General features: G+C 44.6%; 33 protein-coding genes and 2 tRNA genes. 13 read left to right on the plus strand and 22 right to left on the minus strand.

What is annotated here, in order from left to right; genetic code table 11:
• Window positions 1-65: 65 nt before the first annotated feature.
• Both GJB61_RS21625 and GJB61_RS21630 read right to left on the minus strand, forming a co-directional pair.
• Complete coding sequence (locus GJB61_RS21625) at window positions 66-1,532, minus strand: glycosyl hydrolase (RefSeq protein ID WP_154121120.1); 1,467 nt, start codon at window positions 1,530-1,532, stop codon at window positions 66-68.
• 147 nt (window positions 1,533-1,679) lie between these two features.
• Entirely contained in the window at window positions 1,680-2,096 is a 417-nt protein-coding gene (locus tag GJB61_RS21630) for a cytidine deaminase (RefSeq protein ID WP_154121121.1), read from the minus strand.
• 137 nt (window positions 2,097-2,233) lie between these two features.
• Here GJB61_RS21630 and GJB61_RS21635 point away from each other — a divergent pair, with 137 nt between their 5' ends.
• Window positions 2,234-2,650, plus strand: a complete 417-nt coding sequence (locus GJB61_RS21635; RefSeq protein WP_154121337.1) for a NucA/NucB deoxyribonuclease domain-containing protein — start codon at window positions 2,234-2,236, stop codon at window positions 2,648-2,650.
• 97 nt (window positions 2,651-2,747) lie between these two features.
• Window positions 2,748-2,885 (plus strand): hypothetical protein, encoded by a 138-nt coding sequence (locus GJB61_RS21640; protein WP_154121122.1) that lies wholly within the window; start codon window positions 2,748-2,750, stop codon window positions 2,883-2,885.
• 50 nt (window positions 2,886-2,935) lie between these two features.
• Here GJB61_RS21640 and GJB61_RS31320 read toward each other — a convergent pair whose 3' ends face one another.
• A complete protein-coding gene (locus GJB61_RS31320) occupies window positions 2,936-3,094 on the minus strand; it encodes a hypothetical protein (protein ID WP_195724426.1) in 159 nt (52 codons plus the stop codon).
• Between the two features lie 122 nt (window positions 3,095-3,216).
• Between GJB61_RS31320 and GJB61_RS21645 the strand changes: the two genes are divergently transcribed.
• The 3 genes from GJB61_RS21645 (at window position 3,217) to GJB61_RS21655 (ending at window position 4,347) form a co-directional block, all read left to right on the plus strand.
• A complete protein-coding gene (locus GJB61_RS21645) occupies window positions 3,217-3,393 on the plus strand; it encodes a YjfB family protein (RefSeq protein WP_154121123.1) in 177 nt (58 codons plus the stop codon).
• A 173-nt stretch (window positions 3,394-3,566) separates the two neighbouring features.
• Complete coding sequence (locus GJB61_RS21650) at window positions 3,567-4,124, plus strand: ImmA/IrrE family metallo-endopeptidase (RefSeq protein WP_154121124.1); 558 nt, start codon at window positions 3,567-3,569, stop codon at window positions 4,122-4,124.
• 49 nt (window positions 4,125-4,173) lie between these two features.
• The gene (locus GJB61_RS21655; protein WP_154121125.1) at window positions 4,174-4,347 is read left to right on the plus strand and encodes a hypothetical protein; all 174 of its coding nucleotides are present in this window, start codon (window positions 4,174-4,176) and stop codon (window positions 4,345-4,347) included.
• A 92-nt stretch (window positions 4,348-4,439) separates the two neighbouring features.
• Here GJB61_RS21655 and GJB61_RS21660 read toward each other — a convergent pair whose 3' ends face one another.
• Window positions 4,440-4,757, minus strand: coding sequence for a hypothetical protein (locus tag GJB61_RS21660; RefSeq protein ID WP_154121126.1), 318 nt, complete (start codon window positions 4,755-4,757; stop codon window positions 4,440-4,442).
• Between the two features lie 186 nt (window positions 4,758-4,943).
• On the opposite strand from GJB61_RS21660, the gene GJB61_RS21665 reads away from it, so the two are divergent.
• Window positions 4,944-6,284 (plus strand): amino acid permease, encoded by a 1,341-nt coding sequence (locus GJB61_RS21665; protein ID WP_154121127.1) that lies wholly within the window; start codon window positions 4,944-4,946, stop codon window positions 6,282-6,284.
• Here the strand turns inward: GJB61_RS21665 and GJB61_RS21670 are convergent.
• A complete protein-coding gene (locus GJB61_RS21670) occupies window positions 6,270-6,902 on the minus strand; it encodes a LysE family transporter (protein WP_338116047.1) in 633 nt (210 codons plus the stop codon). The genes GJB61_RS21665 and GJB61_RS21670 overlap by 15 nt on opposite strands.
• Before the next feature lie 108 nt (window positions 6,903-7,010).
• On the opposite strand from GJB61_RS21670, the gene GJB61_RS21675 reads away from it, so the two are divergent.
• Window positions 7,011-8,246, plus strand: coding sequence for a bacillibactin exporter BcbE (locus tag GJB61_RS21675; protein WP_154121129.1), 1,236 nt, complete (start codon window positions 7,011-7,013; stop codon window positions 8,244-8,246).
• 69 nt (window positions 8,247-8,315) lie between these two features.
• Here the strand turns inward: GJB61_RS21675 and GJB61_RS21680 are convergent, their stop codons facing one another.
• Window positions 8,316-8,723, minus strand: coding sequence for a DUF6855 family protein (locus GJB61_RS21680; protein WP_154121130.1), 408 nt, complete (start codon window positions 8,721-8,723; stop codon window positions 8,316-8,318).
• A gap of 123 nt (window positions 8,724-8,846) precedes the next feature.
• On the opposite strand from GJB61_RS21680, the gene GJB61_RS21685 reads away from it, so the two are divergent.
• On the plus strand, window positions 8,847-9,329 hold the full coding sequence (locus GJB61_RS21685; protein WP_154121131.1) for a GNAT family N-acetyltransferase: 483 nt from the start codon (window positions 8,847-8,849) through the stop codon (window positions 9,327-9,329).
• A 247-nt stretch (window positions 9,330-9,576) separates the two neighbouring features.
• Here GJB61_RS21685 and GJB61_RS21690 read toward each other — a convergent pair whose 3' ends face one another.
• The gene (locus GJB61_RS21690; protein WP_154121132.1) at window positions 9,577-9,789 is read right to left on the minus strand and encodes a hypothetical protein; all 213 of its coding nucleotides are present in this window, start codon (window positions 9,787-9,789) and stop codon (window positions 9,577-9,579) included.
• A 285-nt stretch (window positions 9,790-10,074) separates the two neighbouring features.
• Between GJB61_RS21690 and GJB61_RS21695 the strand changes: the two genes are divergently transcribed.
• Both GJB61_RS21695 and GJB61_RS21700 read left to right on the plus strand, forming a co-directional pair.
• Entirely contained in the window at window positions 10,075-10,413 is a 339-nt protein-coding gene (locus GJB61_RS21695; protein ID WP_229522195.1) for a hypothetical protein, read from the plus strand.
• A 718-nt stretch (window positions 10,414-11,131) separates the two neighbouring features.
• Window positions 11,132-11,521 carry a hypothetical protein gene (locus GJB61_RS21700; protein ID WP_154121134.1) on the plus strand — a complete coding sequence of 130 codons (390 nt, stop codon included), beginning with the start codon at window positions 11,132-11,134 and terminating at the stop codon, window positions 11,519-11,521.
• A gap of 410 nt (window positions 11,522-11,931) precedes the next feature.
• Here GJB61_RS21700 and GJB61_RS21705 read toward each other — a convergent pair whose 3' ends face one another.
• From GJB61_RS21705 to GJB61_RS21720, 4 genes are all read right to left on the minus strand, one after another.
• On the minus strand, window positions 11,932-12,405 hold the full coding sequence (locus tag GJB61_RS21705; RefSeq protein WP_154121135.1) for a hypothetical protein: 474 nt from the start codon (window positions 12,403-12,405) through the stop codon (window positions 11,932-11,934).
• A 6-nt stretch (window positions 12,406-12,411) separates the two neighbouring features.
• Complete coding sequence (locus GJB61_RS21710; protein ID WP_338116014.1) at window positions 12,412-12,804, minus strand: CdiA C-terminal domain-containing protein; 393 nt, start codon at window positions 12,802-12,804, stop codon at window positions 12,412-12,414.
• Window positions 12,805-13,393: 589 nt separating this feature from the next.
• Window positions 13,394-13,765, minus strand: coding sequence for a hypothetical protein (locus tag GJB61_RS21715; RefSeq protein ID WP_154121136.1), 372 nt, complete (start codon window positions 13,763-13,765; stop codon window positions 13,394-13,396).
• An 83-nt stretch (window positions 13,766-13,848) separates the two neighbouring features.
• Window positions 13,849-14,607, minus strand: coding sequence for a hypothetical protein (locus GJB61_RS21720; protein WP_154121137.1), 759 nt, complete (start codon window positions 14,605-14,607; stop codon window positions 13,849-13,851).
• Window positions 14,608-15,057: 450 nt separating this feature from the next.
• Here GJB61_RS21720 and GJB61_RS21725 point away from each other — a divergent pair, with 450 nt between their 5' ends.
• Window positions 15,058-15,342, plus strand: a complete 285-nt coding sequence (locus GJB61_RS21725) for a helix-turn-helix domain-containing protein (RefSeq protein WP_195724427.1) — start codon at window positions 15,058-15,060, stop codon at window positions 15,340-15,342.
• A 259-nt stretch (window positions 15,343-15,601) separates the two neighbouring features.
• Here the strand turns inward: GJB61_RS21725 and GJB61_RS21730 are convergent, their stop codons facing one another.
• Window positions 15,602-15,919 (minus strand): DUF7678 domain-containing protein, encoded by a 318-nt coding sequence (locus GJB61_RS21730; protein ID WP_154121139.1) that lies wholly within the window; start codon window positions 15,917-15,919, stop codon window positions 15,602-15,604.
• Window positions 15,920-16,023: 104 nt separating this feature from the next.
• Between GJB61_RS21730 and GJB61_RS21735 the strand changes: the two genes are divergently transcribed.
• Window positions 16,024-16,383 carry a tyrosine-type recombinase/integrase gene (locus GJB61_RS21735; protein WP_154121140.1) on the plus strand — a complete coding sequence of 120 codons (360 nt, stop codon included), beginning with the start codon at window positions 16,024-16,026 and terminating at the stop codon, window positions 16,381-16,383.
• A gap of 112 nt (window positions 16,384-16,495) precedes the next feature.
• Here GJB61_RS21735 and GJB61_RS21740 read toward each other — a convergent pair.
• The 10 genes from GJB61_RS21740 to pyrR all read right to left on the minus strand — a co-directional run bounded on the left by GJB61_RS21740 (window position 16,496) and on the right by pyrR (window position 25,992).
• Window positions 16,496-16,569, minus strand: a tRNA-Ile gene (locus tag GJB61_RS21740).
• Between the two features lie 46 nt (window positions 16,570-16,615).
• Window positions 16,616-16,689, minus strand: a tRNA-Met gene (locus tag GJB61_RS21745).
• Between the two features lie 82 nt (window positions 16,690-16,771).
• Entirely contained in the window at window positions 16,772-16,936 is a 165-nt protein-coding gene (locus GJB61_RS31325; RefSeq protein ID WP_019909365.1) for a hypothetical protein, read from the minus strand.
• Window positions 16,937-17,104: 168 nt separating this feature from the next.
• Window positions 17,105-17,746 (minus strand): orotate phosphoribosyltransferase, encoded by a 642-nt coding sequence (pyrE, locus tag GJB61_RS21750; protein WP_338116016.1) that lies wholly within the window; start codon window positions 17,744-17,746, stop codon window positions 17,105-17,107.
• Window positions 17,743-18,522 carry an orotidine-5'-phosphate decarboxylase gene (gene pyrF / locus GJB61_RS21755; protein WP_154121141.1) on the minus strand — a complete coding sequence of 260 codons (780 nt, stop codon included), beginning with the start codon at window positions 18,520-18,522 and terminating at the stop codon, window positions 17,743-17,745. The genes pyrE and pyrF overlap by 4 nt, the downstream gene beginning before the upstream one ends.
• 129 nt (window positions 18,523-18,651) lie before the next feature.
• Entirely contained in the window at window positions 18,652-21,873 is a 3,222-nt protein-coding gene (gene carB, locus GJB61_RS21760; RefSeq protein ID WP_154121142.1) for a carbamoyl-phosphate synthase large subunit, read from the minus strand.
• A gap of 1 nt (window position 21,874) precedes the next feature.
• Entirely contained in the window at window positions 21,875-23,053 is a 1,179-nt protein-coding gene (carA, locus tag GJB61_RS21765; protein WP_154121143.1) for a glutamine-hydrolyzing carbamoyl-phosphate synthase small subunit, read from the minus strand.
• A gap of 78 nt (window positions 23,054-23,131) precedes the next feature.
• On the minus strand, window positions 23,132-24,415 hold the full coding sequence (locus tag GJB61_RS21770; RefSeq protein ID WP_154121144.1) for a dihydroorotase: 1,284 nt from the start codon (window positions 24,413-24,415) through the stop codon (window positions 23,132-23,134).
• A gap of 75 nt (window positions 24,416-24,490) precedes the next feature.
• On the minus strand, window positions 24,491-25,399 hold the full coding sequence (locus tag GJB61_RS21775; RefSeq protein WP_154121145.1) for an aspartate carbamoyltransferase catalytic subunit: 909 nt from the start codon (window positions 25,397-25,399) through the stop codon (window positions 24,491-24,493).
• Window positions 25,400-25,401: 2 nt separating this feature from the next.
• Window positions 25,402-25,992, minus strand: a complete 591-nt coding sequence (pyrR, locus tag GJB61_RS21780; protein WP_154121146.1) for a bifunctional pyr operon transcriptional regulator/uracil phosphoribosyltransferase PyrR — start codon at window positions 25,990-25,992, stop codon at window positions 25,402-25,404.
• A gap of 308 nt (window positions 25,993-26,300) precedes the next feature.
• On the opposite strand from pyrR, the gene GJB61_RS21785 reads away from it, so the two are divergent.
• The gene (locus GJB61_RS21785; protein WP_154121147.1) at window positions 26,301-26,861 is read left to right on the plus strand and encodes a GNAT family N-acetyltransferase; all 561 of its coding nucleotides are present in this window, start codon (window positions 26,301-26,303) and stop codon (window positions 26,859-26,861) included.
• The last annotated feature ends 12 nt before the right edge of the window (window positions 26,862-26,873 follow it).

The following is a 26,873-nucleotide window of genomic DNA, read 5'->3' on the forward strand; positions in this document are numbered from 1 at the left end:
AAACACCAAACAGCAAGTTCCCCTAATCCGGAGACTTGCTGTTTGTTTGATTTCCCCGTAACCCCTCATGGAAGGTAGAACGCCCCGGCTGGAATAACCCCCTTGGCTTGACTGGAGCTTCCCCACATCAGTACAGCCCGTGCATCACCCTGATTCTCAAAATACTCCACTTTCACTTCATGCAGCTTGCCCGCAATCAGATTCACGCTGCCCTTCCGTTCCTGCCCACTCTGCTTTACCCAGCTGTCAATGATGAGCACCCCGTCAATCCACACCCTCATCCCATCGTCCGAGGAAGAATAGATATTGTAGCTCTCGCTGTAAACCGCACTCAGTCTTCCGCTCCACCGCACCGAGAATAGATCGGCTTGAATTCCCGGCGCGGGCGCAGCCTGCCTCCAAATGAAATTAATATTGGCATCTGTACGAACTAGTTCAGTTGTCCCGCTAAGCGTAGCATTATTGAAATATTGTCCCAGCAAGCCGTTAATGTGAACATCGTTTCCCTCGGAAACTCGCGTTGCAGCATACTCATCCCTCGTTAGAGTGAAGGCATCGTTCATGAAAGCTTTGATTACAGCCTCTTTATTGTTGTCATACAGCAGCTTGCCCCAGGTCATCTGATACGACCATTTATTCTGCGTCTTGGCCAGCAGTGCCGTAGAAGGAAGTTCTCCATTCTCTCCAATGGCGATCAGCTTTCCTCGTCCCAGATCCCATAGCTCATCATGATGACTATCCTTGAAATCTCCGTCATAGATATCGAGCGCCAATATATCCACTCTGCCAGCACCAGGGTAATACCCTGCCGGAGCATCACACCATTCATTCTTGGCATTGGGACTCCACACCCATAATAAATTGTGCAGCTTATGAACACTCGTGAAGCGGTCATACATGATGTTCCACAGCTCCAGGAAGTTGCTCTTCTGACCCCACCAGAACCATCCACCATTCATTTCATGATAAGGTCTCCATAGTACAGGAATTGCTGCGTCGCTAAGTCTTTTCAAGTACACGGCTATCTTATCAAGTTCCCCAATCAGCGCAGCATACTGCGTTGTATCAGGCGTTATATATTTGTCGAATTCAGCGTTGCTGAGGCTCATAGATACATTTGACCAAGCAGATACTGTGCCTGGCAACGGAGCATGATAGCTCAGCGCTACAATACCGCCTGTTCCATACCAACGTATCGCGCTGCTGACTACTCCTTGCCGCTGTATATCCATTTGCTGTTCCGACTGATTATTGATCGCACCTAGCTCATAGCCGTGAAGAGCCGCATATTGCCCACTTGTATTCTTCAACTTATCGCTGAATTCATCCGGACTCTCCAGATAATCATGTTGTCCACTAATCACTCCTTTTCCTTGCAGAGCATATAGTTTCTTCAGCAATGTCCGGGCCGAAGCCACCAATTCCGGATTAGCCGGAGTCATGCTTAATTTGCGAAAAGCCGTCTGCCACTCAACATCGCTCACAAACCGTGATGCTGAATCGATCATATCCCGCAGGATTCGCTGCTCCATACGTTCTCACCTCCCTTTTGTACTTTTTTGTACATTTTATGGAGGAACGTTGGACATGGACGCGGCGAATGGACAAGAAATCTAATCTTCACATGAAACGCAGAATCCCTTATGTATAGTCCACACCTAGGTAGCCAACCACTTATTTCATCTTGTATAGCGCCATGGCAGTAAATCAGCGATTCCCACTTTTAGCAAATCACCAGCCTCGGATATGATAACCTTACAGTCCTGACCATAATCAGCAATCATCTCTCTGCACATGCCGCATGGAGAAACGACTTTAATTTCCCTTTCATCGCTATCCGGGTCCGGATGTCTCACGGCAACAATAGTATCGAACTCCTTGTAGCCCTCGGATATAGCTTTGCCAATCACCATAGCTTCTGCGCAGATGGTTACCCGCCCTAAACTGGCTTCCACATGAACCGACGTAAATATCTCCCCCGTCTTCGTGCGAAGCGCCGCGCCTACGTGGTGTCTTTCCCATTCATAACGTTTGGTAATAATCTCCTGCGCAGACGCAATTAACGTCTGATCCTCAATGGTAATTAAAGTATCCATATCAAATTCCATCCTCCTTCATCCTCTAAAAAGTATAATAAATCGCACAGAATATAGATATACGCTATACTAATTTAAGCAAAAAAAAGGAGGAGCAGAAAGTGAAAGCACAGAAAAGAAAAGCACGGAAATTCATCATGAGTCTTATCATCGTCGCACTGCTCGCCTTGGGCACTTACTGGTTTGGAGAGGACGGACAATCCACTTCACCTGCAACATCATCCGATAAGGACATCGTCCAGTTGGTCTTTCCATCGGAGCGGTATCCGGAGACAGCGAAGCATATACAAGACGCTATTTCGAGTGGGGAATCCGCCATATGTACCATAGACCGCGAGCAGGCGGAAGAGAATCGGAGCCAATCCTTGAAGGATGTACCCACCAAAAAAGGCTATGATCGCGACGAATGGCCGATGGCCATGTGTCAAGAAGGCGGCGAAGGCGCCGACATTGCATACATAAAGCCAAGCGATAACCGCGGAGCAGGCAGTTGGGTAGGCAATCAGTTGGAGAATTATGCTGATGGCACTCGTGTTGAATTAATGTTCAGATAACAGAATTTAGAGCGTAAAATAGGATAGCAGTCTATTTCACATCTGGAGAGCTAAGGTGTTCTATATCTGTTATCGGGGAAAGAGACTCTATGGACCCATGTCTGAAGCTGAGGCCTTGAAAGAATGGTTCGAATTGTCAGGAACGGTAAAGGAATTGTACCTCATTGAAACGGATGAAACGACAGGCAAAATCAAACGTCAGATAGGACCTACCTATCGAAAAAAAAAGAAATAGCCCCATCCGGCATAACGCCCGGACGAGGCTGACAGTGTGATGCGGCTTGTTTAGAATAAACAGGCTTTTGTGATAATAACCAACAGGATGAACAGAACCAGAATAGCTCCCGTGGAAGTCCAAGGGCTTACTACCGGTCCACATGGACCTGGACCTACGCCTACTCCACCAACGTTATTTCCACAACCGCAACCATACTCTGCACCCATGTTAATTCCTCCTCATTAATATTGAATACAGCACAGAATATGTCAAAGGCGGATATACCGTTTGGGCAAACTGGCAAAGAAATAAACGCACAGTGTCGATATAGATCAGGGGAGGTGTTGATATGGACATTGCTGCATTATCTATTGCCATGAGCCAAGCATCCTTGGCTCAATCAGTCAGTGTACGGGTATTCGATCTAGCCAAGGGCCAAGCTGAAACACAAGGTCAGAATATGGTCGAATTGATCGGAAAAAGTATTGACCCAAGTCTGGGAAAAGTGCTTGATATTAGTGTTTAAATCCTTTATGCTTGTAATACAAGAACACTAGTTCCCACCCGTATCACAGCGAGTAGATTGGAGAGAGGCAGCCGAGAGGCTGCTCCTCTGTCTTCTGGAATCCTCACATAGCCCTTTGGGCTTTTCTTTTGGCCATAATACCGAACATATGATCTTATTACGAGGTGAATAACATGAAATCATACTATCAAATGACAGTACTGGAGAAATGGACGGAGGATTTGTATAAGCGGTTAAGCATTCATAAACCTTCACAAATATCGATTGAGTATATTTCAGAACGACTGAATGTCTGGGTCCATTTCTTGGATGTACGAAGTAAGGGGATTGAAGCTTCTGCCGGGATGTACAGTATGTTTATCGATAATCGCCTCCCATCCAATCTGCAGCGACTGGAATTTCTCCATGAGCTATGCCACCTGCTACGCCATGCGGGCAGCCATACGTTAATGACAGAGCACTTTACACAGTCACAGCAAGATGAGTCGGAGCGCTTTATTCTCTATGCAGCCATGCCATACTCCATGATTTCCCACATGGCTTTGCCTGAGCTCCGTGAAGAAGCAGTTAGTTTCCTTGCAGCAGAGTTCCAGGTTCCCACAGAGCTAGCTATCCAGCGCATTGATCAAATTCAAAGACGTGTGTTTCAAGGACAGCTTCTGGCCGTCATGGGAAGGAATGAGGAACATCCAGCCAATGAAGATATTAATTCACAAACATATTCGTTATGAAGTGCGGAGATAATACTGTTGCTGGAATTTACTCATGAGGGGGAGCGACATGGAAGCCATTAAAGTCATTCAGTTATTGTTGACCCATCCAGATTACACTGTAGATGCAGTACACCCCGAAACACCGGATTTTGTTGGCATTGAAGCGATTGAAGTAGATCACGAGACCCAAACCTTCTCTATTCTGCTGCAAGAACCCAAGGACGATGAGTTAGAGCCGTGATCTGCTTCCTGAGATACATATAAGAAATAAAGCAGTCATTTCAATTGCATGTGAGTACAAAAAAAGCACCGTTTAAGGTGCTTATCTTTTAGTTATTTAAATTTCATTACCAAAATCTCTTTCAGCACTTCAGTAACATCTCTTTTGGGATCTGAGAAGGTCTTATCGTAAGGCTCATCATAGAGGCGTTGAGCAAGAGCGACATCAGCTTCAACAATTTGAGCTTCTTTTCCATTAATCTGAACATTCCAAATTAGTGGGAACTCATTCACAAGCTCAAACGAAGCCTGATGGATCCCCTCTTCACTCTTCAACTCATTTAATAGATCGTTTAGAGGATTATTGATCTCCACTCTTCTTGCTTCATTGTTAATAAATACGCTTGAAATATCCTTTTTCCAATCTGTCAAAATAGCACCTCCTTCCTTTGACTTCATTTCAGCAACTCGTAGAATCAAACCCATTATTTATCCACAGGGCCAGTATAAGCCGGCACACTCCTTCAACTCATAAAATTACACGTTAGGCTTATATTATACCTTGTAATGAGTGTAATAGAAAATTTCGAATTCCAATTACAAGTGAGGACTGAATGGATGAATACATCTTCGGGAAATACGCAAGATGACCAAAGCTTGAAATGGTGGCAATTATCCTTATTGGGAGTTGCAGGTACGATTGGCACTGGATATTTCCTTGGTTCTGGACTGGCTATTTCAATTGGTGGGCCAGCAGTGTTACTGGCTTATCTTCTAGCAGCCATTGGAACCTATGTAGTCTTTGATGCTTTATCGCGCATGACAGCAGCTCACCCAGAGCAAGGCTCCTTCCGTTCCTATGCCAAGAAGGCCTTCGGGAGCTGGGCAGGGTTTGGTAGTGGCTGGGTCTATTGGTGCTCTGAGCTGCTTATTATGGGAAGCCAATTAACGGCACTCTCCATATTCTCGCGCTTCTGGTTCCCGACCATACCCATGTGGATATTTGCAGCAGGCTTTGGAGTAGTAAGCCTTATTATCGTTTTTTTCGGCAATAAGGGATTTGACCGGGTCGAAAATGTGCTTGCTGTCATCAAGATGGCGGCTATTCTCATGTTCCTGGTTATAGCAGTCGCTCTTTTGGCCGGCTGGATTGGTGGGAGCAAATATACGCCTAAGTTCCCGCATAGTTATAAGGGTTTGTTTCCAAATGGTGGTATTGGGTTATGGTCTGCTTTTCTTTTTGCCTTTTATGCCTATGGAGGGATTGAAGTGCTGGGAATTATGTCTTATCGGCTCCAAAAGCCGGAGGATGCACCCAAAGCTGGAAAGGTGATGCTTCTGGTTCTAGCGGTTGTGTATATACTGTCCATTGGGCTTGCTGTGACGATGGTACCATTAGGTGCCTTCAATCCAAAGGAAAGTCCCTTTGTGCTGGCGCTTAGCAGCGATCACCTGAGCTTTGTGCCTCATCTTTTTAACGGAGTGCTAATTATCGCCGGATTCTCTACCATGACCGCGTCGTTATATGCTGTAACCTCTATGATGATTACCTTGGCACAGGAAGGTGATGCACCTAAACTGTTCTCACACAAGTGGAAGGATAAATATCCCCTGTATGCACTTTGCCTGATCTCCGTTGGATTAATGGGAGCCATTATAATGTCGCTGCTGTTGCCAGGAAAAGTATATGAATATATCACTACCGCTGCTGGGTTAATGCTGCTGTATAACTGGTCCTTTATTTTGCTCTCTTCAGGAAAGCTGCTGAAAGCCGGCAAGCTAAGTGGGGTTAAACGTTGGGTCGGACTGCTGCTGATTGCTGCTGCAGTGGCAGGCACTCTTTTTCACAAGCTCAGTCGCCCAGGCTTCTACATCAGTTTGCTGCTGATCTCACTGATTGCGGTGTGTGACTTCATCGTACATCGAGTCCGAAAGAGCAAGCTTTTAATGAAAGAATAGTAACTGGACAGCCTGTACACCAAAATAAAAACCAAAACCTACAAGAGAAAGCCCTGACAGCATAGAGATGGTTCTTAACACTCCAATCGTCAGTAATTTGCGGAAGACACTGGAAGCAGCAGCCATGGTAACATCCCAGAGTAAAATGCCCAGCACGATAGCACCGCTATAAATAAGTAACTGCTGCATCGGATACGTATTGGCTGCCTTAGCTAGTATGGAACCGTAAATGCCTAACCAGAACAGGATGGAAAGCGGATTAAATAAGGACATCAGGAAGCCCGACAGAAACGACGAAGCCAATGAGGCCTCATTTCCCCTCATGTCGGCTACTGTTATCGCACCTGCATTCTTAATGCTCTCAATACCTGTGTACAGCAGCACAAAAAAACCGAATAGCCATAAAAAAGCTTTCACAAACGGAGCATCCAGGAGATGAATTACACCAAAATAAACAAGCAGCATGTAGATAATATCTGCGCTTATGGCCCCAAGACCGATAAACCAGGCATGCCAAAAGCCTCCACGAATCCCTTTATCCAACTGGGCGGCGTTGATTGGGCCGATCGGAGCGGAAAGGGATAAACCCAGAAAAATATAGCCAATAAAAATATTGATGTAGTTCCTCCCCCTTTAGGTTGCTGTGTTATTATCCTATTCGGACAAGGGTATAAATTATGAGGAACAAACCACAATAAAGAGTATTGTGAAAAAAGGTGGTCTTCCATGAAGAATAACAAAGGGGCTCTGTTTGCACTGGCTTCCATTCCGTTAATAATGACGTTAGGGAACTCTATGCTGCTGCCAATTCTGCCGCAAATATCACAAGAACTAGGGATTAGCGCCTTTCAAGTCAGTATGATTATTACGGTTTACGGTCTCATAGCGATTGTGATGATTCCTATCGCAGGATATTTATCTGACCGGTTTGGACGTAAGATCGTCATCTTACCCAGCCTTATCCTTGCTGCTGTTGGTGGGTCAGTTTGCATTGCTGCTGCCTGGCTTATGGACGGGGTAAGCGCATATTGGGTGATCTTAGGGGGACGCTTCCTTCAGGGGATCGGAGCAGCAGGAGCGTTTCCAATCGTATTACCCTTTGTAGGCGACTTGTTTAAAGATGAAGAAGAGGTCAGTAAAGGCTTGGGAATCATTGAAACCTCCAATACCTTTGGTAAAGTGTTAAGTCCGATCTTAGGCGCTTTTCTAGGCACTTTGCTGTGGTATGCTCCTTTTATAGCTATTCCTATTCTTTGTCTGATCTCATTCCTATTAGTTCTACTTTTGGTGAAAAAACCAAAAAAGGAAGAACAAGCCCAACTTAAAAACCTACGTCAATTCTTATCAGGGATAAAAGACATTTTGCGCGAAAAAGGGCGTTGGCTGTATGCTATTTTCGCAATCGGCGGTATCTGTATGTTTGTTACTTTTGGAGTATTATTCTACTTATCCGAGACACTCGAATCCAAATACAACCTCCACGGTGCTTCAAAAGGCTTTGTCCTAGCCATTCCGCTGGCCCTGCTCTGTCTAGCCTCTTATGGAGGGGGAAAGATTATAGGACAAAACAAAACCCTCATGAAATGGTTGGGCTTTGGCGGGATGGTCTTGCTAACTAGCGCAATGATCATTACTGGCTTTCATAAAGGAATTTATTTCATGGTCGGATTCTTAAGTTTAAGCGGGATTGGAATTGGGGTCGCATTACCTTGCATGGACGCACTGATTACTGAGGGGATTGAAAAAGAGAACCGCGGCACAATTACCTCTCTTTACAGCAGCATGCGCTTTATCGGGGTGGCACTTGGCCCTCCAGTTGTCTCGCTACTGATGATTAGAGGACACTGGGTGTTATTCGGTACTATGGCTGCTGTTGGTTTAGTGGGTGGCTTACTAACGTTATTCGCTGTGACTCCCAACAAACAAGAGAAAGGTGAAACTCCTGTTAGGATTACTCGTTGATATCGCTCTTTTGGAAAAGGGAGAAGCCCTAGGTGAGTCGCTTCTCCCTTTTATTATTTTGTAGTGCTGTTATTTACTCCTCATCCGATTGTTCCTTGGGTTATGTTCTACTTCCGCAAGCCCTAAGATCTCCAACAAAGGAGGTATATACATGCCAAATCTGCCACGCAAACCTTTTTTCAAGCCGTACCAACCCCCGATTGGATTATCAGGTGAACGTCCCCAGGCTTCAACCGTTCCCTCTTTTACAGGTTTCTGCTCATCCGCACTACCAAGTTCTATCCAGTCCTCATGCTTTTTGAGCATAGCCGCTAAGTCATTCACACAACGATAATCATAATGCAGAACAGTTTTGCCTACGGTACATACCAAAATTGTTTTTCCATCTTTTTCATCCTTATACATTTCATATTCTGAGGTTTGAGGAGGAGTTGTTAATTTCCAAGGATACTCTTTGGTTCCTTCCGTAATCGGCATACTATCCCTCCTTAGCTTTTATTCTTGTATTATAGCATTTTATAGTGAATTCCAGCTTTTCCTGATAGACTAACCTTATCCATTTAGGAGAAAGATAAATAAAAATTTAGGAGATTAATGCTGATGAGTAATAAAATTGGAATGATTATCAAACTTATACCCAAAGAAACAGAAAGCACTTATATTTTTGACAGAATTCATGCCGAGGACATTAACGCACTAGCTGTTTCCATGTTAGATGCATTTACAGATACCGAGGACTTTGAGGGCGAAACCTTAGAGGATTTACATGAAGAAATTCTTAGTGTGGTTGTAGATGGTTTTGGCGTATTTATCCCTGAAGCTTCCTTCCAAATCAAGCAGAACTCCGATATTGCATCTGTCATACTTATCAGTATGTACAAGGGGAATCCCTTTGTGTCGGAACTATTCACTACCAAAAAATATTTGAATTTAGGTATGGCCAGTAGTCTTTTGAACAAAAGCATAAATGTGTTATGGGAATTGGGGTACGAGAACTTAATTTTATATGTTCATCCTAGAAATATAGGAGCCATTAATCTGTATAAGAAAATCGGATTTACGGAGTTAGAAGTGGAGCGTTAAATAGGAAGAGGTATTTTCGAGAATGAGAATGAAGATGATGTTCTTTGTATTTATAACATCATTTGATTTGTCCTTAAATAAAGAAATGAAATAGAATTTCTTTACTATATGACAAACCACCCCGCCGACCCCTTCACAAATGTTGGCGGGGTATTCTTTATTTTGCTGATACAAACTGAATTACTCCTATGACTTAATACTCAAGTTCTTGGATCTTTTCATCTTGATTCAACATTATGAATCCCCCTCAAACTAAATCATCCCTTTTAGCCGACTCGTAACGATCACGTATTTCACGATTTTTAGCGTAATTGTACAAATCTAATGCTTCTATTCCTCTGCGTGCAAGCTTTACAAATAATACAAAAGCATAAATACCAAAGCTAATGGATACCAGCCAAATTAAGAAGAAAAGCACACTAAATCCCCCACCAATAAACAACCCTGGTTGCGATACCATAATTCCATCTCCTATGATCTACTTTTAATAAAATACCCCACCTATTAAGGTAGGGTAGCGGTGCTTCCGAATTCATTTACTATAGCATATTATATATGGGACATTATGTAAATATTTCATTAACTCTACCTTCTATAGATATAACCAAACATGCTTTCTAAATACAACCATAAACTTATCCCTGCCTACCATTATTAACTATGAAAACCGCCGGATTTTAATGTATTTATTTTGTATTATATGATTTAATTAGGAGGTTGAGAAAGCGGAAAGGAGATGAAGATTTTGCGAGTTAAACCAATAACTTTGGGATTGGCGATACTTACATTGAGTTCCACCGCACTTACTGGAGTAATAATGTCGAACGTTCATGCTACTGAGGTCAATCCATCACAAGTGGAAAATGTTGCACAAGAACCAATTGTTCCCGCTGATGTATACGAACGACTTGGTCATCCTGATGTGATAATCACGAAAGACGACGGATTTTTTGTGAAAACGCCGCAGCCAGTATTAGACTTCAGTCAAGATGAAATAGTGTACGATAGTGCAATGACCACCGATGAAACAAAAGTGATTATTGCATATGACGATACTTATATTAAAGAAGAAGATAACAAATAGCTTATATTAAAGGGCAGCCCATCATCGGGTATGTTTGCCCTAAACCTCTATGGTTTAAAATCGTAAAGCGTACCAAAAGGAGTTGATTGAATTGGGTATTACTTATTGGATTGCTCTGGTTTTAGGCATTGCTTTGATTGGTGGGTTGTTTAGCAGTAAGAAACGAAAATAAACTATTAGGAACTATGCCCTCATTGGTGAGCTGAAGTATCACTCGTAAAGCTCTTGGTAAAAAATTAACATAGATGAAGGTCTAGTGTGGGTACCAATTAGTGATTTAGTAAGTGTATCAAAATATTACTTTGCTAACGGATTTGTAAACGAACTGAACGAAACAGATATAAATAAATATCTTATAAACACAGCATTAATCATTGTTTGGGAACTAAATTTAACCTAAATCACCCTTTCTCCAAGCTCAGTTGGTTAGAGCGGTCGGTGACGGTTAGAAGAGGATGTCTCGAAAAATTGAGGAATTAGGATATGGTCACATAAGGTCACAGTGTCGGTTCATTCTCGAGATTATGGATCTAGGAGCTTGTTGCCTGGAGAGTTATTTTTCAGGTAATGTCAACTCCGTTATTAGTTAAAATTTTCACAATTGTTTTTATGTTTCAAAACGCGATATACTGGAATCACAAAAGATTGTGATTGCTAACTGAAGAAATTGTACAGCAAGCGAAAATCACATCTTCTTATCTATTTGGGAGGTGATTTTTTGAATGAAGTAGTTAAATTCGTTCAAACTTTCAAAGGTTTAGAGGAGCGGATCAATGAATTTATTAATGAAGATTCGTCTCTGGAATATGTAGAAGGATCAGAAGAAGTAGTGGATGGAGGAGCTTACGCCTGGTCCAAATTAAAACCCGCAGAAATTAGTAAACAAGATCACATTGACTCTGATTATATGGAATTAGCAGAAGAGGTCAGAATTGTTTTGAAAAATGAACACAGCCCCCATATTGAAAAATTTGAACGGAGTTGTGCATTAGTTTTAAACTATATTCGACAAGATACTCTGCTTTGGGTTCCAGGTTTGAAAAATGTAATTGAAAATATAAAATCAGAATTGGACTTACAGCAATTTTTCATGGAATGGACACGGTAGTAAAGTATATAGAAGCCCGTCAATCTTAACTGGTTGACGTTTTTTTTTCATTCTCAAGTAGTGCCTTCAATCCTAAACCGTATACCCCCTCGAACTACACATTACGCCAGGATTTATAATTCATTAATTGGACAGAGTGATAACTTATTATTTGGTAATCATTTTTATCAATTATTAATACTTTGATCAATTCAATATTCTATATCAGTTTTTGGGATTTCACTCCTAGGTTATTACTTTTGACTTCCACTTTGTATTATATAGAGACCTATATAGTACAAAATGGTACACATATAATATCTACCTATAGTAGGAAAACAAAAAGAGCCATTCAGGAATCCTGCGGCTCTTTTTTTGATAACTCGTATTGTGGCAATATACTTCTTAATGGTTGTAATGTAGGATCGCTTTTAGTTTGACAATTTTTTTTCAATATACGAATGGTCAAGTAAGCTAAGCAGACTTTTGCTTAAGTATTTTGTCTGGTACTGATCCAAATCTTTATTGATAATTAACTCACCATTTTCTTTTCTGAGTAACTGATCTGAGCCATCTTCTAAAAATAAAAGATTCCCATTTATTTGTTTCATAAGCTTCCCCATAATTTTGAACAAAAGCTCCAACCCTTGATAAAAGGTGTTACCGAACAATTGAACTCTGAGGCATACATCAACATCTAAGTTATAATGATTTCTAACAAAAGAGATATCAGAAGTATCCTCAATTTCAAGAGCCATAGAAAAATACTCTGATCCTATAATTATTTCCTCTTCGTTACAATTAACCGACACTTCTTTGTTAACTAACTCATTAGTTATTCTTTCTATCATTTCTCCAAGTGATTTATAACTTAAATTAGATAGTAAAAACAATTCGCAGTCCATGCATTTCTATCCCCCAAACACCCTTATAATTTTTCCATCCTTCACAATAAATAGTTCTGTTAAATTCTTCAGATCCCCGTTAGCATTTGCTTTTCTTAAAATACCTTTAACGATCTCCGTAACTTTTTCAGGAGTGAAATCATCTAAATTAAGAACAATTTTTTCTGCCTGTGTTTTTGTCTTTGTTCTTATGTTTCTAATAATGTTATCAACATTTGTATCTATTGTAGGTGAATAACAGTCAAATACTTTACCTTCAATTAGAAAATCTGGATTTGACGTTTCTTTTATACCATATTTATTCCCACCATTTACTTCATCGCTTATCGCAACCTCGTGGCTCGTACGATACGGCAGTGTAGCACCTTGCGCCTCCGTTTCTAAATAAACACGAAGCACCCCACCTTAAAAGGTAGGGTGCTCCACTGTGCTTCCTAACTCAATATCGTAAGTTAAAGTAGCTACTTAGTGACTTAGCATTGCTCAGGCAAGAGCGATATTCTCATTTGCTACCGATCATGCAAGAAGAAGCCGTAGATCGCATTGAAAATGAACTCAATAAGTTCACCCAGAAACAGCTTGTTCTTGTATTTAAATAATTCACGTTAAAAAATCTGTTAACAATTCACCCCCAAGACAGCAAAAAAACCTTGCTAGGCAAGGGTTTCTTATAAGTGGGCCCTGAGGGACTCGAACCTCGCTGGAGAAATTAGACGATCCGCAAGCGCTGGAACCGTTCCCTCCCCTGGTCACCCGCTCTCCCTCCGCATTGCTACGTCCGGGCTTCTTAATTTCATTCGAGTTTCAGCCTGTATCTTAAATTTCATTATGTCGGTTGCTCCAAGGTGCGAAATGTCAGTTACCAACACTCAGTTGTGTCTAGTATGTGGAGCGATAATGAATAAAATAAATCTGACATACACCGAATCTTGGGCCAAGCTTAATTGCCAAATTTGATTGAATTAACTTCTGAGACATCATAGGGATTCTATTTTTGTTTAGACCAAATCAGAGTTCTTTGCGAGGAATTAGAGCCCTGTAGATATATTTTTTGAATGTCACCAAAATCATTCTTAATTGAAATATTAAAATCCCCAGTTGATCCATTAAATGATAATAGACTTCCTTTTATTTTTATATAGAGCGTATTATCGTTATAAGTAAGTTTATATCCTCTATACTTATTTGCACTATCAGTAAAAGCACCCTTTATTGATATTGAATTATTTGTTATGTTGCATTGTGACACAAAAATTGTGCTAGGATTTATTATATTGGTAAACATAAAAAGAAACCCCAGTATAGAAATTATAGGTATAGCAATCAATGCAATTACAAAGTTACGTTTTTTTGTGGTCAATTCATCACCTCATTAATTATTTCAAATCAATGCACCCAATTAAATGAGTGCATTGATTAAAGTATAAAGTATATAAATAATTTTTAGAATTGTGTACTTCTTATAGGAGTACCAGTACCTTGAGCATAATAAACTGCATAATTATATGGAACGGAAGCATTGGTGTCATAAGCACCATCTTTAATTGAGTAATATAAATTTTGAGGAGTATTAATTGTTCCAGCAGAATAGTCGTCAGAGGATATCGAGTTCCATAGACCAACAGCAAAGGAGGAACAATTGTTTGTTAAACTCCATGAATCATGATTAATAATATAACTATTTACGCTACTTAACTGGGTAGAACTAATATACATGGAATGAGAAACCCTACCACTGTACGCACTGTAGTTATTAATGAACATTGCCTCTAAATTATACCATATACCAGTATGTTCTGTTTTATTCCCCCAAGTTCCAACAGAAACCAGTTTATTTGCTGCAATACCAGATAATTTACCAATTGTAATACTTGAAGAACTAATATTATTTACAGTAATAAATGAATGAGTCCCAAAACTTGAAGATCCATCACCACCAGAGCTTCCAGTACTACTACCACTCGGGACTGACCATAAAGTTAAAATTGCAACGTCTGTCGCTAGTGCTTGTACCGCATTACCGCTCTCATCTGTTACAATAGGACTTTGAGATTGAATGGTAAGGGCTTGTGCAGCAGTTGGATCAATACGTGGTTCAGCAACCACATCATTAGACGCAGCGAAGCCAGTTCCAGGAAGTATACTTAAGGCAAGAAATAAGGTTGCTAGGACCGTAAATGGTTTCTTGAAGAATTTTTTCATTTTAATAACCTCCAATTGATATTTATTATTTCCCTTAACTTTAACTTGCCGGTGTCGATTTAAAATCTCTATGTATACGCACCACCCCTTGTATATATATGTAATTAATCCCAACAAATTCATTTTACATATATTTCTATTACATTGAAATAAGTCTTTAGATTCATCTTCTAATATATTCAACTTCCGCAGCTCAAAACCTTAATCAATCCCTATGTATAACTATTTAGAACGTAATTAAGAAACTAACGAAGTCTCTCAAGTCGCCAAATCGGGTAATACATTGTAAATGAATTCAAGGCAGCAATGAAAATGAGTAGTGAAGAAATAATACAGCCATGAAAGAGAAATCTGATAAACTGCTCTACGAAAGGTATCTAGCGGTTCGTCTTGAAGGACGTTTGGAGATCGGTATGTACTAAGCCGTGCGCGTCAAACCATCAGTATTTATTGGCAAACCTATCAAACACAAAGTCTGCCCGCTCTGAACATGATCATTCTCCTGGACAACCGACGAAACTCACAGACGAGCAGCGTCATCAGTTAGCCTCAGTACTCGAACAGCAACAGCCAGCCGATGTGGGGTTTGAAGCTCTGTCACCTGGTACTCTTCCACTGGTGGCGGAGTGGAAGAAACGGGAATACGGCGTCACCATGAGCGTACTCGGCATCAGTGCGATGCTGAAACGGATGAACTTCAGCTTTACCAAAGGCCAATACCGATGTGGAGGCTGAAAAGATCGATCATCTGCTGTTTGAAGACGAGTCCATGATTCGCTCCTATCAATTCCAAGACTTTATAAGATCAATCCTTCCAAACCAATCAAAGATTATTTCTCTACTTATAGGATAGGAGAAACGAATTGGAGCATAAAAAAAAAGACTGTAACTCAATAACTGAGTACAGTCTGTTTTCAGCAGCAGCTCTTAATCCTGAATGATCTTATATTACAGTATATTCATAGTTTGCGTATACTATTCATCACAAAGGATTTCAATATGATTCATTCTTACGTGAAGCCTCAAACCGCCAATCTACGGCTTTATCATCAAACTGCCTGACTGCAGCTTCGATGACCGCACGAATCTTGGTATCTTCGGGAGGACTGCCATCCCATCCCCGGTTAAAGTTGGCCAGATTATTTCCGAACTCTTTTTGCTGATTTTGATACACCATCAACCGACTGATCTGACCTTCTGTGATCCCATAAGAGGATGGCTCTGAAAATACATGCGCCTGCACAAAGAACCCTTGAATCTCTCCTTCAAAGATGTCCCCTGCGTACAGGAGACGTTTAAATACCAGTGGCATTACTGTCTATCTCCTTCTTTAGCATATAATTCATACTCACGAGTCATGACCGAATCTTCCAACACATTTCCGTTGAACAGGATTTCTAGAGCTTTTTCTGAGGCATGTCCTCTTTTCAAAAAATCCGTATATACCATGTTGAGAAAGATCATGACCTAGTATGCAGTTATGAAAATGGAGAACCTATTAAGCCAAGACGGGTTACAGAGACGTTCGCCTTCTTGACAGGAAAGTCAGAGCTATCCAAAATAAGGTTCCATGATCTAAGACATTCGCATGCTTCAATGTTATTAAATAATGGAGTAAATGCAAAAATCGGCGCGGAACATCTTGGTCATAGCAGTGTACAAATCTATCTGGACAGATATTCTCACTTGTTACCCGATATGCTGCGAGATGCTGCAGACTTAATTGATTCGAAAATGCAAATGACCCATAATCCTGTGAATGAACCGACACTGTGACCTTAATGTGACCATTTCCTATTTCCTCAATTTTTCGAGACATCCTCAACCTCATCTTCCACCGACCCCCAAGACAGCAAAAAACCCTTGCTAGGCAAGGGTTTCTTATAAGTGGGCCCTGAGGGACTCGAACCCCCGACCAATCGGTTATGAGCCGACCGCTCTAACCAACTGAGCTAAGGGCCCGGACTAAAACATCCGAATATACAATGGCTGCTTGTAAATAAATGGATTGCGGGGGCAGGATTTGAACCTGCGGCCTTCGGGTTATGAGCCCGACGAGCTACCGGGCTGCTCCACCCCGCGTCAGTAATCATATTCAAACAGCGACAATAAATAATATACATTAGATCATGGGTTTAAGTCAAGTTGGAATTCGTATTTGTTGTTAGGGCAGGAAACGTACCCCGTACCGGCCTTTACGCGAACGATAAATTTCCACGAAACGGGGATCATGATATCCATAAATCCAACCGTCCTGCTCCAGCCTTTTTGCCAGACAGCCTGCTTGAAATCTTGTCCTGAACAGCTTCGCGAAGTATATCCAATTCATGTTGCCCTCTTCTCCTTTTTTCGCAAATTGATCCTGTCCTGCTCGAATTTATCATGCCCATTTTCCGCAAAATCAGCCACTGTAATTTCCAAGTGCTGAACATACAAATAGCCTCCGCACGGTTAGGTGAGAGGCTAATCATATGTGTACTCTTATTCATCAGGTCGGTTATACGCCGAATGCTGCCGGATTACTTCTCCAGGATTTCAGCAGTTCTACATCTGCTGCTGCTATTTTCCCTTTAGCTAGCGCTACATCAATTAGCACTGTGTAGTTAGACAGGCTTTGCAGCGGCACCTCCGCTGCGGCGAATGCTTCTGTTGCACGATCCAGCTCATAGCTGAAGATGGCCAGTACAGCCAGCACTTCTCCGCCAGCCTCTTGCACAGCCTGAGCCGCTTTGATCGAACTGCCTCCGGTAGAGATCAGATCTTCGATCACGACAACCTTTTGACCAGGGGTGATAAGGCCCTCGATCTGGTTCTGCTTGCCATGTCCCTTGGCCTTGTCGCGAATATAAGCCATCGGCAGATTCAATTTATCAGCCACCCAGGCTGCATGTGGGATACCGGCAGTTGCTGTCCCCGCAATTACCTGAGCGTCAGGATACTGGCTGTTAATCAGCTCTACAAAGGCCTCAGCGATAAAGCTGCGCACTTCCGGGTAGGCCATAGTCAACCTGTTATCACAATAAATCGGAGACTTGATTCCAGAGGTCCATGTAAAAGGCTCCTGCGGACGCAGCGCCACCGCTCCAATCTCCAGCAGATAGGAAGCTACTTGTTCACTTTTATTCAATAATGGACTCACGCTTGGATCATCTCCTCAATAATAGTAAGTGCTGCTTGTCGCGGGTCTGGGGCTGCTGTAACGGGGCGACCCACTACAAGGTAATGACTGCCCTGCCGGATGGCTTGTGCGGGTGTCATCACCCGTGACTGGTCATCCAAGGAAGCACCTGCCGGACGAATGCCGGGTGTAATGGTGCGAAATGCTGGCCCACAGGCGTCTGCAATGATAGCCGCCTCCTGTGGCGAAGCTACAACGCCGTCCAGACCTGCTGCCGCTGCCAGCTTGGCATAACGCACCACAGTATCTGCAACGTTTCCGGCAATCCCAATCTCGCCGTTCATGACCTCCTGGCTCGTGCTGGTCAGCTGTGTAACTGCGATAATCAATGGCATCTGCAGTGACGGATTCACACTCACCGCAGCGGTAGCACCATTACGGGCAGCGGCCATCATCGCGGAGCCGCCTGCTGCATGCACGTTGAACATATCTACACCCAGCTGTGTAAGACTTTCCGCGCCGCCTTTTACCGTGTTGGGGATATCATGCATTTTGACATCCACGAATACGGAATACCCACGTTCTTTCAGCTCTTTGATGAATTCCGGGCCCGCCGCATAGAAGAGTTGCATGCCAACCTTCATATAACAAGGAATTCCCTCCAGCTTCTCGATCAGCAGCCGGGCCTGAGCAACGTTAGGGTAGTCAAGGGCGATCATTAGACGCTTTGACATTTCATCCCGTTTGGTGATATCACCGATATTATCCTCGGCAACCTGTCCTGTTCCATCTGTCATGTTAACGCTCCTTTTACAGTGTGACGGATAGCCGCACTAGACTTTTCTAGCCCCCGGGCATAGCGGAACGGTCTGCGAATATCCCGCAAACCGTCCTTTATAGCACCGTTCAAATATGGCATTATTAATTTATTGTCCAACAAAAGCAGGCATCGCCTGCGACGAGAAGTTGATCGTCTGCAGCATGATCAGCAGCGCCGTCACCGTATCGAGCGATGTCATACAGACCACACCATTCTCGACCGCTTCACGGCGGATACGGAATCCGTCACGCTCTGGTGTTTTGCCTTTGGTCAGTGTATTAAAGACGAAGTTGGCTTGGCCTCCACGGATCAGATCCAGAATGGTCGGCTCGCCTTCATCCAGCTTATTGACGTTCATTACGTTGAGGCCTGCGTCTTCAAGCGCTTGGGCTGTACCGCCGGTAGCAATGATTTTGTAGCCCATGGCATGGAAGCCTTTCATAAGCTCTACTGCTTCAGCCTTGTCTTTGTCCGCTACCGTAATGATGATAGATCCGGTTGCCGGAATTTTCATTCCTGCTCCGATCAGACCTTTGTATAACGCCTTGGCGAACAGCTTGTCGCGGCCCATAACTTCACCCGTAGATTTCATCTCCGGTCCGAGCGTAGGCTCTACTCTGCGCAGCTTGGCAAAAGAGAATACCGGTACTTTTACCGAGACATAATCACTTTCCGGCCATAGACCTTCTGTATATCCATCATCCTTCAGCTTGCCGCCCAGAATGATCTTAGTAGCCAGATTAGCCATTGGAATACCAGTTACCTTACTCAGGAAAGGCACCGTACGCGAGGAACGTGGATTCACTTCAATGACGTACACTTCATTCTGATAGATAACAAACTGGATGTTGACCAGTCCGATCGTCTTCAGTTCTTTGGCGATCTTGATTGTAATCTCCGCGATCTTCTGCTTCAGACCTTCGTCCAGATATTGCGGTGGATAGACGGCGATAGAGTCACCGGAGTGAATACCCGCGCGCTCCACATGCTCCATGATTCCCGGAATCACAACGGTCTCTCCGTCGCAAATCGCATCTACCTCAACCTCTTTACCGAGCATATAACGGTCGATTAATACCGGATGCTCCGGGTTAACCTTAACCGCTTCAACCATGTAGCTGAGTAATTCTGTATCATTATAGACAATTTCCATCGCGCGTCCACCCAGGACATACGAAGGACGTACTAGCACCGGATATCCGAGTGATTGAGCGGTCTCTACAGCTTCACTAACATCCACTACCGTCTTGCCCTTTGGTTGGGCAATATTTAGACGAGACAGCAGCGCTTCAAATTTCTTACGGTTCTCTGCTTCATCTATACTTTCCAAGCTAGTCCCGAGAATATTGACTCCGGCCGCACTCAGCGGTGCTGCCAGGTTAATGGCCGTCTGACCTCCGAACTGGACGATAACTCCAATTGGATTCTCTTGGGCGATAACGTTCATTACATCTTCAAAGAACAAGGGTTCAAAATACAAGCGGTCCGAGGTGTTAAAGTCCGTCGATACCGTCTCTGGGTTGTTGTTGATAATTACGGCTTCATAACCGGCCTTCTGAATCGCCCAAACCGCATGCACCGTAGAGTAATCGAACTCAATCCCCTGGCCAATCCGGATCGGACCGGAGCCCAGCACGATTACCTTTTGCTTATCAGAATGAATAACCTCATTCTCTGTTTCGTAAGTGGAGTAATAGTACGGTGTCGTAGCCTCAAACTCAGCCGCACAGGTATCAACCATTTTGAAGACAGGTGTCAGACCTTGCGCCAGACGCAGCGCACGAACATCGGCTTCTTTGGTATGCTCACCACCGGGTTGTCCTTCGCCACGAATCTCAGCAATAGAGCGGTCTGTAAAGCCCATACGTTTAGCCTGATACAGGGTTTCCGAGGTCAAGCTTGGTGCCTTGCGAATAACATCTTCGAAGTTTACGATGGCTTCAATCTTGGAGAGGAACCACCAGTCTACGTTAGTGAGATCCTGAATATCCTGTAATTCCAGCCCACGGCGGAAAGCTTCAGCAATCAGGAACAGGCGCTCATCGTCGGCTTTAATCAGGCGTGTGCGCAGCACACTCTCTTCCAGCAATTCAGCTCCTGGCAGATTGATACGATGTACACCGATCTCCAGAGAACGGACAGCCTTATGGATAGACTCCTCAAAAGTACGGCCGATGGCCATAACTTCTCCAGTAGCCTTCATCTGCGTACCTAGCTTACGGTTCGCATAGATGAACTTGTCGAACGGCCAGCGCGGAATTTTGCTTACGATATAGTCCAGTGTAGGCTCGAAGCAGGCATAAGTCTGTCCGGTAACTGGATTGATAATTTCATCAAGCGTATAGCCGAGGGCGATTTTGGCTGCCATCTTAGCGATTGGGTAGCCAGTCGCCTTTGAAGCCAGAGCCGATGAGCGGCTAACACGCGGATTTACTTCAATGACATAATATTGATAGCTTTGTGGATCAAGTGCGAACTGCACGTTGCAGCCGCCTTCGATATTCAGTGCACGGATAATTTTGAGGGAAGCACTGCGCAGCATCTGGTATTCACGATCAGACAGCGTCTGGCTCGGAGCCACAACAATACTGTCACCTGTATGTATGCCTACAGGGTCAAAGTTCTCCATGTTGCAGACCACGATACAGTTGTCGTTCGCGTCACGCATAACCTCATATTCAACTTCCTTCATGCCGGCAATACTCTTCTCCACCAGGCATTGTCCAATCGGACTATAACGAATGCCTGCTTTGACAGTCTCACGCAGTTCTTCTTCATTGTCACAGATACCGCCACCAGTACCACCTAGTGTATAAGCAGGACGGACAATCAACGGATATCCGATTTCTTCGGCGAAGACCAAGGCTTCATCCAGTGCAGTAATAATTACGCTGTCCGGTACAGGCTGATCCAGCTCGCGCATGAGATCACGGAACAAGTCGCGATCCTCGGCCTTCTCAATCGATTCCAGCTGTGTGCCAAGCAGCAACACGTTCTCCTGCTCAAGAACTCCGGCACGTGCCAGTTCTACGGCCATGTTCAGCCCAGTCTGTCCACCCAAAGTAGGCAGTAGGCCATCCGGACGCTCCTGACGGATAATCGCGGTTACGAATTCAAGTGTAATCGGCTCGATATAAACTTTATCAGCCATATTCGTATCGGTCATGATGGTCGCAGGATTGCTGTTAATCAGCACAACCTCCACGCCTTCTTCTTTAAGAGCCTGACAGGCCTGAGTGCCTGCATAGTCAAACTCAGCGGCCTGGCCGATAACAATCGGGCCGGAGCCGATGACGAGTATCTTCTTAAGCTTATTATTCTTTGGCATGTTATAGAGCTCCTTTCACGGCTTCAAGTTGTGCAGTAGGTTTCGGGGCCGTGATTCTGGCATTCGCTGCAAGCTGCGCCTGGCGCGAGATTACAGGTGTATTGGCCTTATGGTCGGCAATCATCTGCAGAAAGCGATCGAACAGATAGCCGCTGTCATGCGGTCCCGGTGCCGCTTCCGGATGATATTGCACCGAAAATGCGGGGTAGCGGGTATGTTTAAGTCCTTCGACAGTCTTATCATTATTATTGATGTGAGTGATTTCCAGGTCTGTACTTTCCACCGATTCCTCATTCACTGTATAGCCGTGGTTCTGGGAGGTGATGAAGCAGCGGCCGCTTGCCAATTCCTTAACCGGATGGTTTCCACCGCGGTGTCCGAATTTGAGCTTCTCAGTATCTGCGCCGCAAGCCAGTGCAAACAGCTGGTGACCCAGGCAAATTCCGAAGATTGGGTACTCACCGAGCAGCTCGGATATAGTCTTGACAGCATAAGTTACATCTTTAGGGTCCCCAGGGCCATTCGACAGCAGAATCCCATCGGGGTTCAACCGGCGAACTTCATCCGCTGATACGTCATGTGGCACAACAACAACATCACAGCCGCGGCTATTCAGCTCACGCAGGATGCCGGTCTTTGCACCATAATCGACAAGCACGATCCGTTCTTTACTTCCCGGACTGCTGTAACTAGTAGCAGTAGAGGTACGGGCTACCTGATTGCGCAGCTCCTCAATCGTGGTGTCACCCATCATTTCCATCAATTCCTCGACACGCTTGTTAGAGGTTGTAAGGATGGCCTTCATAGTACCGTAATGACGAATGATGCGGGTCAGCATCCGCGTATCAATCTCACTAATTCCGGGAATATCATATTCCTTCAGCAGGTCGTCAACGCTGTATTCGGAGCGCCAGTTGCTCGGTACCGTCTCATGACGGCGCACGACAAAGCCGTGCACGAAAGGGCGTACGGACTCGAAATCGTCCCGGGTAATGCCGTAATTCCCGATCAGCGGATACGTCATAGTTACGATTTGCCCGCAATAGGATGGGTCCGACAGCACCTCCTGATATCCCGTAATCCCTGTATTAAATACAACCTCACCCGTCTTCTCACCCTCAGCGCCAAATGCGGTCCCTGTAAAAAGCGTACCGTCCTGTAGCAGCAATCTCGCCTGCATTCCCTTCCACTCCTTCTTGTTTCTGTAGTCTAAAGCTTATGCCTAACATGTCCTCCAAGATGTTCCACTTGGATTTCATTAGATTCTCTCAGTCCATATTGCCTTGCCATCTACCCAAGTCATTACTGGCCAGCCCTTAAGCTTCCATCCGGCAAAAGGCGTATTGCGTCCTTTGCTGGCAAAAGTACTTGGATCTACTTCCCGTTCCTGCTCCAGATCAATCAGTGTTAGATCTGCAGGAGATCCTATATCCAGCACCCCGCTATTCAGCCGGAATACCCGGGCCGGAGCTGCGGTCATGCGGTTTACGAGCAAGGAAAGGTCCCATTTGCCGGTAGCTACGAACGCTGTGTACAGCAGCGGGAAAGCTGTCTCGAAGCCGACGATTCCAAAAGGAGCAAGCTCCATACCCTTGGCCTTCTCTTCTTCACTATGCGGTGCATGGTCCGTAACAATAATATCAAGTGTGCCGTCCAGCAGCCCTTCGATACAAGCTTCTACATCGCGGCGGGAACGCAGCGGTGGGTTCATTTTCCAATTGGCGTCCATACCCGGGATATCCTCTTCGGCCAGCAGCAGATGGTGGGGACATACCTCAGCAGTCACTTTAATGCCGATCTCCTTAGCTTGGCGAATCAGCCGCACCGATTGCTCTGTGCTGACATGGCATACATGGTAGTGAACCCCGGTTGCTTCAGCGAGTAAAATATCCCGGCCTACATGGATGGCTTCCGACTCATTCGGAATTCCAATCAGCCCATTTGCAGTAGCAAATGTCCCCTCTGCCACACAGCCGCCTACAACTAGCGAATTGTCTTCGCAATGAGCAATGACTGGCATATCCAGCGAGGCTGCGATCTTCATTGCATCCTTCATCATCTGCGCGCTCTGCACACCCACGCCGTCATCCGTAAAGCCAATGGCTCCGGCTTCCTTCAGTGCGGCAAAATCAGTCAACTCTCGGCCCAGCTCATTCTTCGTAATGGCTGCATAAGGCAATACTTTAACTAATCCTGCTTCACGCGCCTTTTCTTTCACCAATAACACAACTTCCGGACTGTCGGTCACTGGTCGGGTGTTAGGCATGCAAGCGATGGTTGTGAATCCACCCTTAGCTGCCGAGCGACCACCCGTTTCCACGGTTTCCTTGTGCTCGAAGCCCGGCTCGCGCAGATGCACATGCATATCAATCAAGCCTGGAATCAGCAACTTACCTTCAGCATCTATGATTTCTGCAGCTTCACCCTCAGCTTCATACTCATCGGTTACAGCAGAGATAATCCCATTCTGAAGTACGATTTGTTTGCGCTCTAGTACGCCTTCCTTGTTCAATACGCTGGCATTCTTAATGATCACTGTCATATTCATAACTCTCCCTTATTATATAATAAAAATTCATCTTTGTGTATAATTATCAATAAGTTTATGTTAGCTATTTTATAATAGGGCTCTTTCAAGAACAGCCATCCGTACAGGCACTCCGTTCGCCATCTGCGGAAAGATCCGGGATTGGCTGCTCTCTACCACTGCATCGTCTATTTCAACATTCCGGTTCACCGGAGCAGGATGCATAATGATTGTACTTTTACCGAGTGTAGCCGCGCGTTCTTCTGTTAACCCGTACTGTCTCCGGTATTCCTCCGCTGACTGCAGCATACCTGTAGCATGACGTTCAAGCTGCACACGCAGCATCATCACCACATCAGCTTTCAGTGCTTCTTCCATAGATACATAAGGAGCGTAAGCCATAAGCTCAGGTGCTTTCATATTCTCCGGTGCACAGAACTGCACCTCAGCACCCATCTTCGTCAGCCCCCAAAGGTTGGAGCGCGCTACACGGCTATGCATAATATCTCCGATAATTGAGACTTTCAAGCCCTTCAGTTCCCCAAAGGTTTTGGACATTGTGTAGAGATCCAGCAGTGCTTGGGTAGGATGTTCATTATTGCCGTCCCCCGCGTTGATGAGCGGTATAGAGACTTTCTCAGCTAGCTGCTGCAGCACTCCTGCAGGCTTCAAACGCACAACTCCAGCATCGATCCCCATGGACTCCAGCGTGCGCACTGTGTCGTAGATCGACTCGCCTTTTTCTACACTGGAAGCCGCTGCTGTAAAATTCAGCACTTGAGCACCAAGCCGTTTCTCCGCCATTTCGAAGGAAAACCGAGTCCGTGTGCTGTTCTCAAAAAACATATTAGAGATGAAATGTGCTCCCAGTACAGGCGTTAACTTCTCACTTTGACTGTCCCAGTAGGCGGTTCTGTTCAGCAGCTGACTGATTTCCGAAGCATCCAGCTCCTTAAGCCCTAACAGACTGCGTTCCTTCACCTTGGTTGCTGTCATCATTGTTATCGTTCCTCCCGGTTTGAGATAATGTAGACTTCATCCTTGCCGTCATATTCTGTCAACGCCACTTCTATTTGCTCATGTCTTGAGGTAGGTACATTCTTGCCGATATAGTCTGGACGAATGGGCAGCTCCCGGTGTCCGCGATCCGCCAGCACTGCCAGCTGAATCATTCGCGGACGCCCGCAATCCATCAGTGCATCCATAGCTGCGCGAATCGTACGCCCGGTATACAGCACATCGTCGAACAATATTACTTTTTTGTCGTGGATGCTAGTACTGCCTGTACTGTCAGAGGTAATGGTCAAGGTACTCTTATTCATAGCCTGATCCTTTGCTTCCCGACTACTGCCATCTTCTTCGCGATCATCCCGATAGTGCGTGATATCCAGCTCGCCGTAAGGAATATCGATGCCTTCAATCTCCTTGATCCGTTCAGCAATCCGCTGGGCCAGGTACACCCCACGTGTCCGAATACCGATCAGCAGACAGTTCTCAATCCCTTTGTTCTTCTCCAAAATCTCATGGGCAATGCGCGACAGCGCCCGGCGGATCGCCGTTTCATCCATAATGACATTTTTCTCAGTAACCATAATTCGTCATCCTCCAGCTTGTATGCCCCTCCAGGTTCCCTAGAAACAAAAAAACTCCTTGCCCAAGGTAGGCAAGGAGTGAAATCCGTAGATGAAGAAGGATGATTGGCCGCGCGCATAAAAAGAGAGCATCCGTATACATACGGATATCTTCCAATTAGAGCGCGAACCTCGATTCACGTTACCTTGCCAGCCTCACGGGACTGAATTAAAGGTGCATATTCATTTAATGAAATTATGACAGAACGAATAGCTCATGTCAACTTGCGAGCTCCATTCTGTTATGATAAAGCTGGAGGCGAATCAAGATGAAGCTGGAATTCATGACTACTGACCATTGGGACGAGTCACTGTGGAACAGAATTGAGCCGGTGTATCGGGAAGCTTTCCCCAGCGGTGCCAAACCGAAAGGCATTCTGCGCAGCATGTTGGATAGTGGGATTGCTTGTATTCATGCCGGATTGTACCATAACGAGGTCGTAGCCATGGCAGTAAGTGGAGTCGAAGGGGCTCTTGCCGATAAGCGGCTTATTATTGACTATTTGGCAGTACGTAAGGAAACGCGGGGACAGGGCTACGGGACACAATTCCTCGGTATGGTTTGCGATTGGGCACAGAAGGAACACCAAGTGCGGGGGATCATCATCGAGGTGGAATCCGGGGAAACAGACGTGCATGCGGAACGTATTCATTTCTGGGAGCACCGTGGGTTTGTCCTGACCCCTTATGTCCATCAATATATTTGGGTGCCGGAGCCTTACCAAGCGATGCTGCTACCGCTGGATCAAAGTATTAGTGTCCAGGATAATGGTCAATCCCTGTTTCGTTACATTAATTCATTCCACAAAAAAGCCTACCGGCAACGGTAGGCTTTTCTCAAC

This window comes from Paenibacillus monticola (assembly GCF_009664975.1).
GTDB classification, from domain to species: domain Bacteria; phylum Bacillota; class Bacilli; order Paenibacillales; family Paenibacillaceae; genus Paenibacillus_AQ; species Paenibacillus_AQ monticola.

What these genes read in the sequence shown, in the direction of transcription:
- GJB61_RS21625 (WP_154121120.1), bottom strand. Translation starts at nt 1,532, where the DNA reads ATGGAGCAGCGAATCCTGCGGGATATGATCGATTCAGCATCACGGTTT.
- GJB61_RS21630 (WP_154121121.1), bottom strand. Translation starts at nt 2,096, where the DNA reads ATGGATACTTTAATTACCATTGAGGATCAGACGTTAATTGCGTCTGCG.
- GJB61_RS21635 (WP_154121337.1), top strand. Translation starts at nt 2,234, where the DNA reads ATGAGTCTTATCATCGTCGCACTGCTCGCCTTGGGCACTTACTGGTTT.
- GJB61_RS21640 (WP_154121122.1), top strand. Translation starts at nt 2,748, where the DNA reads ATGTCTGAAGCTGAGGCCTTGAAAGAATGGTTCGAATTGTCAGGAACG.
- GJB61_RS31320 (WP_195724426.1), bottom strand. Translation starts at nt 3,094, where the DNA reads ATGGGTGCAGAGTATGGTTGCGGTTGTGGAAATAACGTTGGTGGAGTA.
- GJB61_RS21645 (WP_154121123.1), top strand. Translation starts at nt 3,217, where the DNA reads ATGGACATTGCTGCATTATCTATTGCCATGAGCCAAGCATCCTTGGCT.
- GJB61_RS21650 (WP_154121124.1), top strand. Translation starts at nt 3,567, where the DNA reads ATGAAATCATACTATCAAATGACAGTACTGGAGAAATGGACGGAGGAT.
- GJB61_RS21655 (WP_154121125.1), top strand. Translation starts at nt 4,174, where the DNA reads ATGGAAGCCATTAAAGTCATTCAGTTATTGTTGACCCATCCAGATTAC.
- GJB61_RS21665 (WP_154121127.1), top strand. Translation starts at nt 4,944, where the DNA reads ATGAATACATCTTCGGGAAATACGCAAGATGACCAAAGCTTGAAATGG.
- GJB61_RS21675 (WP_154121129.1), top strand. Translation starts at nt 7,011, where the DNA reads ATGAAGAATAACAAAGGGGCTCTGTTTGCACTGGCTTCCATTCCGTTA.
- GJB61_RS21680 (WP_154121130.1), bottom strand. Translation starts at nt 8,723, where the DNA reads ATGCCGATTACGGAAGGAACCAAAGAGTATCCTTGGAAATTAACAACT.
- GJB61_RS21685 (WP_154121131.1), top strand. Translation starts at nt 8,847, where the DNA reads ATGAGTAATAAAATTGGAATGATTATCAAACTTATACCCAAAGAAACA.
- GJB61_RS21690 (WP_154121132.1), bottom strand. Translation starts at nt 9,789, where the DNA reads ATGGTATCGCAACCAGGGTTGTTTATTGGTGGGGGATTTAGTGTGCTT.
- GJB61_RS21705 (WP_154121135.1), bottom strand. Translation starts at nt 12,405, where the DNA reads ATGGACTGCGAATTGTTTTTACTATCTAATTTAAGTTATAAATCACTT.
- GJB61_RS21720 (WP_154121137.1), bottom strand. Translation starts at nt 14,607, where the DNA reads ATGAAAAAATTCTTCAAGAAACCATTTACGGTCCTAGCAACCTTATTT.
- GJB61_RS21730 (WP_154121139.1), bottom strand. Translation starts at nt 15,919, where the DNA reads ATGCCACTGGTATTTAAACGTCTCCTGTACGCAGGGGACATCTTTGAA.
- GJB61_RS21735 (WP_154121140.1), top strand. Translation starts at nt 16,024, where the DNA reads ATGTCCTCTTTTCAAAAAATCCGTATATACCATGTTGAGAAAGATCAT.
- GJB61_RS31325 (WP_019909365.1), bottom strand. Translation starts at nt 16,936, where the DNA reads ATGAATTGGATATACTTCGCGAAGCTGTTCAGGACAAGATTTCAAGCA.
- pyrF (WP_154121141.1), bottom strand. Translation starts at nt 18,522, where the DNA reads ATGACAGATGGAACAGGACAGGTTGCCGAGGATAATATCGGTGATATC.
- carB (WP_154121142.1), bottom strand. Translation starts at nt 21,873, where the DNA reads ATGCCAAAGAATAATAAGCTTAAGAAGATACTCGTCATCGGCTCCGGC.
- carA (WP_154121143.1), bottom strand. Translation starts at nt 23,053, where the DNA reads ATGCAGGCGAGATTGCTGCTACAGGACGGTACGCTTTTTACAGGGACC.
- GJB61_RS21770 (WP_154121144.1), bottom strand. Translation starts at nt 24,415, where the DNA reads ATGACAGTGATCATTAAGAATGCCAGCGTATTGAACAAGGAAGGCGTA.
- GJB61_RS21775 (WP_154121145.1), bottom strand. Translation starts at nt 25,399, where the DNA reads ATGATGACAGCAACCAAGGTGAAGGAACGCAGTCTGTTAGGGCTTAAG.
- pyrR (WP_154121146.1), bottom strand. Translation starts at nt 25,992, where the DNA reads ATGGTTACTGAGAAAAATGTCATTATGGATGAAACGGCGATCCGCCGG.
- GJB61_RS21785 (WP_154121147.1), top strand. Translation starts at nt 26,301, where the DNA reads ATGAAGCTGGAATTCATGACTACTGACCATTGGGACGAGTCACTGTGG.